Below are 9,370 nucleotides of genomic sequence, written 5' to 3'. Positions count from 1 at the left end.
CGGTACAGAAACGGGAACAGGTACAGAAACAGGTACAACTACAAATACCGGTACAGAGACGGGAACACATACAGAAACAGGTACAACTACAAATACAAGCACAGATCACAATTCGAAAGTTTCATCTGCTAAAGAAAGTAATAAGCAATCAGTATTACTTCCTAAAACAGGAGGAACACCAACGGAACTTATTTCAATGTTTGTAGGTGTGTTGTTGTTAGTCTTTGGGGGAATCTTATTCCGTCGTCAACGAGGTTAATAATAAAATTAGATCATTCATAGTACTACGATGCTAGTATTGTAGTCATTAAGTAAAAAAACATGCCAAGTGCTAAAAAAGCGCTTGGCATGTTTTTTATTAAAATTCTCCCTTCTCAATTTGTGTAAAGGATTATAGAACCAACAAATTGGCGGGAGATGAATATTTTTACGTGACAAGATATATATATACATTACAAATACAAAAGTGTCCTAGATAACAGTAGTAGAAGGAACAAAGACATGGAAAGACGATAATGCGACAAACCGTCTGAAAAAGGTCAAAGTAGACTTACTACAAAATGGTCAAGTCATTAGAACGCAAGAAGTAACAGAAGTAAGCAGTTTGAAGTATACGCTTACAAAGGTAGTGGCATGCGACGCCGAAGGTAAGCTGTATAAGAATCATTAGAGAAAATAAAAATTCAAACCTTGCTATTAAAATTCTTCTTTTTGAATGTAGGTATATATATATCTTGATGTTATTGTAACAACATTACATCCAAATAACAAGATATAAAGTTATAAAAAGTAAGGTTTTGGTAAAATTGGTTTTGTAAATCAAGTTATTTCTTTTTCATACTGCGAGTTTTTTCAAACAATCAACTACAAGGGGATGATGCATAAAAAGTAAATCACCCGGCTGAGATTGTGAGATGAATTTTTCGAGAACATCATCAGTTGGGAATACAGCTAAAAAGACTGTGTTGACAGTTTCGGCGCCTTTTATCATAAGCCCGTTAAAGATGTTTACAAAATCTGTTTCAAAAAATTGTTGCCAAGGGAATTCGATTGAATCGTATACAGCTGGAATAAAGCGACTAAAGGCACTATCTTTTCCGTATTTTTTGATTTGGAATAAATGATCTAGTGCATGTTGTACTTCTTGTAAGGCTGGCATAATACATCCTCCTTTATCTTTGATATTATATATTAGTCTTAATTTTCTGCATATAACAAACAGGTAAAATGTATGAAAAGAATGGTACAATATAAAAATTACGTATAGAAATAGGGAGGAACACAATATGTATGTTACTGTAACAGATGCAGCATATAAAAGGATTATGGATACGATTCCAAGTGAAACGAATTATATAAAGTTATTTTATGATAATGAAGGATGCGGCTGTGTGATGAGTGGGATTATTGATTTAGTAGCTGTATCAGAGAAAGATGAACGTGATGTAGACATTGAATCTAATAAATTTCAGTTTATTGCAGATCGCACGAAGCTTGTGTTTATGGATGATAAGTTAATTGTTGATTTGCACGAATCAGGGGGACATTTTCAGCTGAAAAGCCCGAGTCAATTTTATAATCCAAACATGAAACTTCATATTCGAGTATAACTAATTAAGAAGGAGCGAATTGTGCGCTCCTTTTTCTGATGACATTCTTTAGCTAATAAAATGTACATTAGATTGAATTTTCTGTATAATTTTCTTTGCGGAGGGGTGTGCGTATGAGAAGATGGGGGATTGAATTATTACTTTTAAGTGTTGTGATTATTTGGGGTGTTAATTATACAATTGCGAAATATGGGCTGGAAGAATTTACAGCACTTGAGTTTACGGCACTTCGTATGATAGCAGCCGCACCGCTATTATTAGTACTTACATTTTATATTGAAAAGTCACTGCACATGGAGCGAAGAGATATACCAAGGCTTGTTATTGTCAGTATTGTTGGCATTGCCTTGTATCAAACTTTATTTATGGAAACTGTCAAATATACATCTGCAACAAACGCTTCGTTACTTATTTCCATTTCACCTATTTTTACCACGATGTTTGCAATTTTACTTAAACAAGAGAAATTTTCTTCTCGAAAGTTAGTTGGCTCTATTATAGCTTGCACTGGCGCAGCTCTTGTTTTATTAGCAGGGCATTCACTTGCGGGGTCTGTTTATGGAAATGGAGTTGGACTCATTACATCGATGTGCTGGGGGCTATATCCAGTACTAGCGGGACCGCTTATCAAAAAATATTCAGCACTTCGTGTGACGGCGTGGTCAGCAGTTGTTGGAGTGATTCCGCTTGTCATATTGAGTGGTTGGCATATTTTTTCGTTGCCGTTTCAGATTGAACAAGGAATGACATGGTTTGCGCTATTATATTCTATTTTCTTTGTAACGGTATTCGGTTTAGTTATGTGGTATATCGGAGTTCAAAAAATTGGTGCATCTCATACGATGGTGTATATGTATATTACACCGCTTGTGGCGGTTTTATTTGCAGCAGTATGGGCGAAGGAACATATTTCATTGCAGCAAATGATTGGCGGTGGGATTATTTTTCTTGGTTTGTGGTTTGTGAAGTCTGAAAAGCTAGAAGCACGGCCTGCTATATCAGAACATATATCAAAATAGGAAAGTAGATCATTCATGATCTGCTTTCCTATTTTTTTATTTTTGGTAAAAATATAAGAAATAAAATAGCGGTAATAAGTGGGATTAAGTTGAGAAAAGGTATGCGAAACAGTGCAATGAGAATGATACCAGGAAGAAGGACACCGAGGACAGCATAGAAGATACTATAATTTTTGGTGTACCAATATAATGAGAGCCCAATAAGTGCAGGGATAATGAAATGAATGAGAGCCATTAAAGAATAAACCATTAGTCGCCCCCTTTATTTGTGTACTTACTACATCATATCCATATGTTCATAGATTGATATCAACTTTTTCGTAAATGGATGAAAAAATGTTTGCAAAAACGTCACAAAATATCCTGAACCGACATTATAAATCTTGTATAATATTATTTTCGAAAAATATTTTAACAACATAGAGATAGTGTTTATATTGTTTTTCTAGGAATGTAACAGACAAGATCTGATGATATGTAAATAAGATGATAAAAGGAGTACAGCATGATTAATATGTCACTAAGGGCGTTTAAAATCCAAATGTATTATTTGTTAGGCATAATGTTATTAGGGTGGGCAATAACCCCTTTTTCTGCTCACTTTTTAGGTATGGGAATTGGACTCATTGTTAGTATGTATTGCGTTTGGATTTTAGGAAGACGCATTGAAAAGCTTGGAGATAGTGTTGTAAAAAAGACGAAGGCGCCAACGCTCGGTATGATTAATCGATTTGCGGCAGCAATACTTGGTGCAATTATTATGTATGAGATCGAACACCATATGGTCATGTGGGCATTTGCTGTTGGTATTATGGGTGGTTATTTCTTAATCGTAATAAATTTAGGATATTACAGCATGAAAGATGAGAAGAAATAGATAACGACATAAAACCTTTCTTTTTGGGTGGAAAAGAGCGTCCAGCGATGGATAGGAGCGGTTAGTGCCTTTTTCCGCCCCATGCCATGTGAAAACAAAAGGAGAAAGAGAGTAGGGAATTTGTTTTTGTTTCCAAAGCTGCGATTTATATGTTGAAAAATCCAAGTGGATATAAAGAAAGAGGCTTACGACAAAATCGTAAGCCTCTTTTTTATTGTAAGTATGTGTAACCTGCAAAGCCGCATTGGGTTTTGTCGGTGAGTACGCGTGCTTTTTAGGTTACAACAAACTTATTCATATGAGTAAAGGGTCATTCATACAGTAAAAGGTAAATTAAGCGATTGGACCGCCAAGGTTGATAATGTCTTCAGAAACGCTACCGAATTTCTTGAAGTTTTCTTTGAATTTGCTAGCAAGTTCAAGTGCTTTTGCTTTGTAAGCAGCTTTATCAGCCCATGTTTGTTCAGGCATTAATACTTCATCTGGTACACCAGGTACATGAAGTGGAACTTCAAGACCGAAAATGTCATGTTTTGCTGTTTCCACTTTATCAAGTTCACCATTTAGTGCAGCTTGCACCATTGCGCGAGTGTAACCTAAGTTCATACGTTTTCCAACGCCGTATTCGCCACCAGTCCAGCCAGTGTTTACTAAGAATACTTTTGCATCGTGTTTCTCGATTTTTTCACCAAGCATTTCCGCATAGCGAGATGCATCAAGCGGTAAGAATGGTGAACCGAAGCAAGTTGAGAATGTAGCTTGCGGAGATGTAACACCGCGCTCAGTTCCTGCTAGTTTACTAGTGTAACCACTTAAGAAATGGTACATAGCTTGTTCTTTCGTTAACTTACTGATTGGAGGCAATACGCCAGATGCATCAGCAGTTAAGAAAATAATTGTATTTGGATGTCCTGCAACACTTGGTAATACGATATTGTCAATCGCATGGATTGGGTATGCAGCACGTGTGTTTTCTGTTAATGCTGTATCGTTATAATCTGCAACGCGTGTTTGGTTGTCAATTACAACGTTTTCTAATACTGATCCAAACTTAATTGCATCAAAGATTTGTGGCTCTTTTTCGTGAGAAAGGTTAATACATTTTGCGTAGCAACCGCCTTCAATATTGAATACACCATTATCAGACCAGCCGTGCTCATCATCACCAATTAATTTACGTTGTGGATCAGCTGATAATGTTGTTTTACCTGTTCCAGATAAACCGAAGAATAAGGCTACGTCACCTTCTTCACCTACGTTTGCAGAGCAGTGCATAGAAAAGATATCTTGTTCTGGAAGTAAGAAGTTCATAATAGAGAAGATAGATTTTTTCATTTCTCCAGCGTATTCTGTACCACCAATTAATACGATACGTTTCTCAAATGAAATCATAATAAATGCTTCAGAGTTTGTACCGTCAATTGCTGGATCTGCTTTAAAGCTTGGTGCAGAAACAATTGTAAACTGTGCTTCATGATTTTTTTCTTCTTCTTCAGTTGGACGAATAAATAATTGATGTACGAATAAATTGTGCCATGCATATTCGTTAATAACTTGCATTGGAAGACGATAGTTACGGTCAGCACCAGCAAATCCTTTAAATACGAATAGTTCATCTTTTTCTTTTAAGTATTCTAACACTTTTGTATATAATTTATTAAAATGTTCTTCAGAAATCGGTTGGTTTACAGATCCCCAAGCAATTTTGTCTGCAACCGATGCTTCTTTCACAATAAATTTGTCTTTAGGAGAACGTCCTGTATATTTACCTGTTGAAGCAGAAACAGCGCCAGTAGAAGTTAATTTTCCTTCGTTTCTCATTAATACTTTTTCCACTAACTGTGGAACGCTTAGTTGAACCTGTGCATTGCTTCCGTTCAGTAATTCATGTAATCCAATTTGGACATTCACAGTACTCATATTTATATACCATCCTTTTCATTTTATGAAATGTTTCTCGCAATCCCACTAAGAGTATAACACAATCATATAAATAATGTATACTATTTATTTATTTTTGTTTGTGCGAATGCAATATTTTCCTATTAAATTTTGCTCGAAATACACTGCGAAAAACTTGTAGGAATATGTGAATATTAATTGACAAATGAATGTCATTTCTTTAGTATAGGTTGGGACGGATACTCTCTTATCCCGAGCTGGCGGAGGGACAGGCCCGATGAAGCCCAGCAACCTCACTTGTAATGGTAATAAACAGGTGAATAGGTGCTAAAACCTGTGCGAGGCTAAAGGTCTCGAACGATAAGAGCGAAGGGCAAAAAGCAGTATGCAAGTAGCAAATTAAACCTTTCCTCTATATAATAGGAAAGGTTTTTCTTTATACTTGTGTGGGAATATATGAATGTCGCAGTTTGTGGCAAATTAAGGATGAGTTCCGTACAATATATACAATTACTGTAGGGAGGTTTACCACATGACAAAACAACGTCATCTGTTCACATCTGAGTCTGTAACTGAAGGACATCCAGATAAAATTTGTGACCAAATTTCTGATTCAATTTTAGATGCGATCTTAGAAAAAGACGCAAACGCACGTGTAGCTTGTGAAACAACAGTAACAACTGGTTTAGTATTGGTAGCGGGGGAAATTACGACTTCTACTTATGTAGATATTCCAAAAATCGTTCGTGAAACAATCCAAGGTATCGGTTATACTCGTGCAAAATACGGATTCGATGCAGAAACTTGTGCAGTTTTAACATCTATCGATGAGCAATCTGCTGACATCGCTATGGGTGTTGACCAAGCGCTAGAAGCACGTGAAGGTCAAATGACTGACGCTGAGATTGAGGCAATTGGTGCAGGAGACCAAGGTTTAATGTTTGGTTTCGCATGTAATGAAACAAAAGAATTAATGCCACTTCCAATCTCACTTGCTCACAAATTAGCTCGTCGTTTAACGGAAGTTCGTAAAGATGAAACATTAGAATATTTACGTCCAGACGGTAAAACGCAAGTTACAGTTGAGTATGATGAAAATGGTAAGCCAGTACGCATCGATACAATTGTAATTTCTACACAGCACCATCCAGAAGCTACATGGGAACAAATCGATCGTGACTTAAAAGAGCACGTGATTAAAGCTGTAGTACCAGCAGAATTAATGGATGAAGAAACGAAATTCTTCATTAACCCAACTGGCCGCTTTGTAATCGGTGGACCACAAGGGGATGCTGGTTTAACAGGACGTAAAATTATCGTTGATACTTACGGTGGATACGCTCGTCACGGCGGCGGTGCATTCTCTGGTAAGGATGCAACAAAAGTTGACCGTTCTGCAGCATACGCAGCTCGTTATGTTGCGAAAAACATCGTAGCAGCTGGTCTTGCTGACAAAGCAGAAGTACAACTTGCATACGCAATCGGCGTAGCACAACCGGTATCAATTTCAGTTGATACATTTGGCACTGGCAAAGTATCTGAAGAAGTACTAGTAGAACTAGTTCGTAATAACTTCGATCTTCGCCCAGCTGGTATCATCAAAATGTTAGACTTACGTCGCCCAATTTACAAACAAACAGCAGCTTACGGCCACTTCGGACGTACTGATGTAGATCTTTCATGGGAACGTACAGACAAAGCAGCAGCTTTAAAAGAGCAAGCTGGTCTATAATATAGGAAGAAAAAGCTTTGCGCGAAGGCGCAAAGCTTTTTTATTTGTAAAAATACATAAAGCTCTCTTTATTAGCAGATTGTAAATAACGTTGTAATGTATGTAATACATACATTACATTTTCACGGCCTATTCTTGCCCAGCTGTCGTGACGGGATTTCCATAAAATTGTCTTGTCTATAATCTTTTAAAATTGAAATAACCCTATCGCTTGTTGTCATTGGATTTTACTTCACCTCATAATTACTTCTTTTTAATACTTCAACACATGAACTACAATATACTTCACCTTCGAGTTCAATGTACTTCTTTATATTTGTCATCCCGCTTGCAGGCAAGGGCATATGAATCCACGCTTTTTCATACGTTTCAATCTCTTTACCACATGATTTACAAAGTGTTGGCTTTTTCCGGAACATTGGTCATCATCCTTTCTTCTGGCGAGCTTTTCCAGCACAAAAAGCACTGCATAGCAAAAATAGCGTTGCAAATCCAATTCCGCCAATTGCAGCATTTGGCACAGCGTCTTTTAAGGCAAATCCGGCACTTATAGAAGCGACAACTAGAAGAATAAATGTTGTTGTTAGTTTTTGGTAGAGTCCCATATGTAAGCCTCCTAATCATAAAATATGATTCAGTATCAATTATTTTTGTACGTCTCCAAATCCAATTCACGAAATAAGCAAGTGTGAGAGGGATTGCTGCACTTGTTAGAACAGTCCGGCGTTAAGATGTATCATTTTAAAATAGCTACAGGTAATCAACTGGAATAAGGTTAACAGGATTAGAAATAGAATCTGAGGTGAAAAAAACTCCCTTTTTATGGATATATATACTGATATTGTATCATGGTGTTTTCGTTATTCACTAGATAATTATGTAAATGTGATGTACTTCATATTGAATGGCATTTCTATACGATATGATAAAATGAAGAATAGTTTATCAGAAGGAGAGAAGAGAAATGAGCGTAACAGAACATAAAAAACAAGCGCCAAAAGAAGTGCGCTGTAAAATTATCACAGTCTCTGATACACGTACAGAAGAAACAGATAAGAGTGGTAAGTTACTAAAAGAACTATTAATAGAAGCAGGGCATAAGGTGACAGCTTATGAAATTGTGAAAGATGATAAAGAAAGTATTCAGCAAGCTGTATTATCTGGCTATCATCAAGAGGATGTTGATATTGTATTAACAAACGGAGGAACAGGTATTACAAAGCGTGATGTGACGATTGAAGCTGTTTCGGCATTATTAGATAAAGAAATCGTTGGTTTTGGTGAGCTGTTCCGCATGATTAGTTACTTAGAGGATATCGGAAGCGCAGCGATGTTAAGTCGAGCAATTGGAGGAACAATTGGCAGAAAAGTTGTTTTTTCAATGCCGGGTTCTAGCGGAGCCGTTCGTCTTGCGATGAATAAATTGATTTTACCAGAGCTAGGGCACATTACATTTGAGTTGTACCGTCAATGAAAAAAATAGCTGGCATTGTATTAGCAGGTGGTATGTCGAGACGTTTTGGGGAGCCGAAAGCATTGGTAAATTGGCAAGGGCGTACTTTTATTGAGCAGATCCTTAAGGTGATGAAGACGACCATCCAAGATGTAGTTGTGATTACTCATCCGGATATAAAAGAAAGAATTGTTACTTTAGTTGAAGTTCCTGTTATAGAAGATATTCCTTCTTACCGTGGGAAGGGTCCACTTGCTGGAATTGTATCAGGAATGGAGCATAGTAAGGCGGAGTGGTATATCGTTTCTCCTTGTGATACGCCAAATGTTTCAAGTGAGTGGATTACGGAATTAGTAAGGCTAATGAGTGATGAATGTGAAGCAGTTGTTCCGATTATAGATGGAAGGAAACAGCCATTATTAGCAGCGTATCACTGGAGTGTGAAAAAGAAAATTTATCCGCTACTAGAGGAAGACAAACGAAGCATGGGACAACTTTTATCACAGTGTAACGTAAAGTATGTAGTAGGAGAAGAAATAAATATGCCAAAAGAATGGTTTGTGAATGTGAATACGAAGGAAGAATATATACAGTTGTATAAAAAAGGGGCTGAGTAGTTCCATCAATATGCTGTTGTAAAGATTAAAAGTGTGATATCAGCTAAATGTTTACAAATCTAAATTTTGAAATATAATAAGTTTAGAGTGAAAAAATACAGTTCGGTTGGTAGTCCGGACGCAATAATTTAATAATTATTGTCAATAACCTTCCCCCCTG

General features: G+C 36.8%; 12 protein-coding genes, 1 pseudogene and 1 riboswitch. Of the genes and pseudogenes, 8 read left to right on the top strand and 5 right to left on the bottom strand.

Annotated elements, in window-relative coordinates:
- The coding region (locus tag ACIQ7L_RS09360; RefSeq protein WP_400568472.1) for an LPXTG cell wall anchor domain-containing protein at positions 1 to 259 on the top strand (259 nt) is incomplete at its 5' end.
- A 216-nt stretch (positions 260 to 475) separates the two neighbouring features.
- Positions 476 to 670 carry a Cna B-type domain-containing protein gene (locus tag ACIQ7L_RS09355; RefSeq protein WP_400568620.1) on the top strand — a complete coding sequence of 65 codons (195 nt, stop codon included), beginning with the start codon at positions 476 to 478 and terminating at the stop codon, positions 668 to 670.
- A 186-nt stretch (positions 671 to 856) separates the two neighbouring features.
- Here the strand turns inward: ACIQ7L_RS09355 and ACIQ7L_RS09350 are convergent.
- Positions 857 to 1,159: pseudogene (locus ACIQ7L_RS09350) on the bottom strand (Nif3-like dinuclear metal center hexameric protein); the annotation flags it as partial.
- Between the two features lie 127 nt (positions 1,160 to 1,286).
- On the opposite strand from ACIQ7L_RS09350, the gene ACIQ7L_RS09345 reads away from it, so the two are divergent.
- Entirely contained in the window at positions 1,287 to 1,610 is a 324-nt protein-coding gene (locus tag ACIQ7L_RS09345) for an iron-sulfur cluster biosynthesis family protein (protein ID WP_400568470.1), read from the top strand.
- Positions 1,611 to 1,723: 113 nt separating this feature from the next.
- Positions 1,724 to 2,629, top strand: a complete 906-nt coding sequence (locus ACIQ7L_RS09340) for a DMT family transporter (RefSeq protein ID WP_400568468.1) — start codon at positions 1,724 to 1,726, stop codon at positions 2,627 to 2,629.
- 28 nt (positions 2,630 to 2,657) lie between these two features.
- Here ACIQ7L_RS09340 and ACIQ7L_RS09335 read toward each other — a convergent pair whose 3' ends face one another.
- On the bottom strand, positions 2,658 to 2,879 hold the full coding sequence (locus ACIQ7L_RS09335; RefSeq protein ID WP_400568466.1) for a hypothetical protein: 222 nt from the start codon (positions 2,877 to 2,879) through the stop codon (positions 2,658 to 2,660).
- 255 nt (positions 2,880 to 3,134) lie between these two features.
- Between ACIQ7L_RS09335 and ACIQ7L_RS09330 the strand changes: the two genes are divergently transcribed.
- Positions 3,135 to 3,506: an ATP synthase subunit I gene (locus tag ACIQ7L_RS09330; protein WP_097899389.1), complete on the top strand. Its 372-nt coding sequence runs from the start codon at positions 3,135 to 3,137 to the stop codon at positions 3,504 to 3,506.
- Positions 3,507 to 3,839: 333 nt separating this feature from the next.
- Here ACIQ7L_RS09330 and pckA read toward each other — a convergent pair whose 3' ends face one another.
- Entirely contained in the window at positions 3,840 to 5,426 is a 1,587-nt protein-coding gene (pckA, locus tag ACIQ7L_RS09325) for a phosphoenolpyruvate carboxykinase (ATP) (protein ID WP_400568464.1), read from the bottom strand.
- A gap of 226 nt (positions 5,427 to 5,652) precedes the next feature.
- Positions 5,653 to 5,775, top strand: a riboswitch (SAM riboswitch).
- Positions 5,776 to 5,940: 165 nt separating this feature from the next.
- Between pckA and metK the strand changes: the two genes are divergently transcribed.
- Positions 5,941 to 7,140 carry a methionine adenosyltransferase gene (gene metK, locus ACIQ7L_RS09320; protein WP_335360190.1) on the top strand — a complete coding sequence of 400 codons (1,200 nt, stop codon included), beginning with the start codon at positions 5,941 to 5,943 and terminating at the stop codon, positions 7,138 to 7,140.
- A gap of 227 nt (positions 7,141 to 7,367) precedes the next feature.
- Here the strand turns inward: metK and ACIQ7L_RS09315 are convergent, their stop codons facing one another.
- Complete coding sequence (locus tag ACIQ7L_RS09315) at positions 7,368 to 7,559, bottom strand: hypothetical protein (RefSeq protein ID WP_400568462.1); 192 nt, start codon at positions 7,557 to 7,559, stop codon at positions 7,368 to 7,370.
- A 6-nt stretch (positions 7,560 to 7,565) separates the two neighbouring features.
- Positions 7,566 to 7,745, bottom strand: coding sequence for a hypothetical protein (locus ACIQ7L_RS09310; protein ID WP_400568460.1), 180 nt, complete (start codon positions 7,743 to 7,745; stop codon positions 7,566 to 7,568).
- Positions 7,746 to 8,104: 359 nt separating this feature from the next.
- Between ACIQ7L_RS09310 and ACIQ7L_RS09305 the strand changes: the two genes are divergently transcribed.
- Both ACIQ7L_RS09305 and ACIQ7L_RS09300 read left to right on the top strand, forming a co-directional pair.
- Positions 8,105 to 8,614, top strand: coding sequence for a MogA/MoaB family molybdenum cofactor biosynthesis protein (locus ACIQ7L_RS09305; protein WP_400568458.1), 510 nt, complete (start codon positions 8,105 to 8,107; stop codon positions 8,612 to 8,614).
- A complete protein-coding gene (locus ACIQ7L_RS09300) occupies positions 8,611 to 9,210 on the top strand; it encodes a molybdenum cofactor guanylyltransferase (protein WP_400568456.1) in 600 nt (199 codons plus the stop codon). Before ACIQ7L_RS09305 ends, ACIQ7L_RS09300 begins: the two co-directional genes overlap by 4 nt.
- Positions 9,211 to 9,370: the final 160 nt, after the last annotated feature.

The sequence above is a fragment of the Bacillus sp. NPDC094106 genome (genome assembly GCF_044764345.1).
Taxonomy (GTDB): Bacteria; Bacillota; Bacilli; order Bacillales; family Bacillaceae_G; genus Bacillus_A.
The sequence above is the reverse complement of the archived record's forward strand: the minus strand, read 5'-3'. Positions and strand labels throughout refer to the sequence as shown.

Bases quoted from the DNA above. Each gene is read 5' to 3' on its own strand.
- ACIQ7L_RS09310 (WP_400568460.1), bottom strand. From the start codon at position 7,745: ATGGGACTCTACCAAAAACTAACAACAACATTTATTCTTCTAGTTGTC.
- ACIQ7L_RS09330 (WP_097899389.1), top strand. From the start codon at position 3,135: ATGATTAATATGTCACTAAGGGCGTTTAAAATCCAAATGTATTATTTG.
- pckA (WP_400568464.1), bottom strand. From the start codon at position 5,426: ATGAGTACTGTGAATGTCCAAATTGGATTACATGAATTACTGAACGGA.
- ACIQ7L_RS09305 (WP_400568458.1), top strand. From the start codon at position 8,105: ATGAGCGTAACAGAACATAAAAAACAAGCGCCAAAAGAAGTGCGCTGT.
- ACIQ7L_RS09345 (WP_400568470.1), top strand. From the start codon at position 1,287: ATGTATGTTACTGTAACAGATGCAGCATATAAAAGGATTATGGATACG.
- metK (WP_335360190.1), top strand. From the start codon at position 5,941: ATGACAAAACAACGTCATCTGTTCACATCTGAGTCTGTAACTGAAGGA.
- ACIQ7L_RS09315 (WP_400568462.1), bottom strand. From the start codon at position 7,559: ATGTTCCGGAAAAAGCCAACACTTTGTAAATCATGTGGTAAAGAGATT.
- ACIQ7L_RS09340 (WP_400568468.1), top strand. From the start codon at position 1,724: ATGAGAAGATGGGGGATTGAATTATTACTTTTAAGTGTTGTGATTATT.
- ACIQ7L_RS09335 (WP_400568466.1), bottom strand. From the start codon at position 2,879: ATGGTTTATTCTTTAATGGCTCTCATTCATTTCATTATCCCTGCACTT.
- ACIQ7L_RS09300 (WP_400568456.1), top strand. From the start codon at position 8,611: ATGAAAAAAATAGCTGGCATTGTATTAGCAGGTGGTATGTCGAGACGT.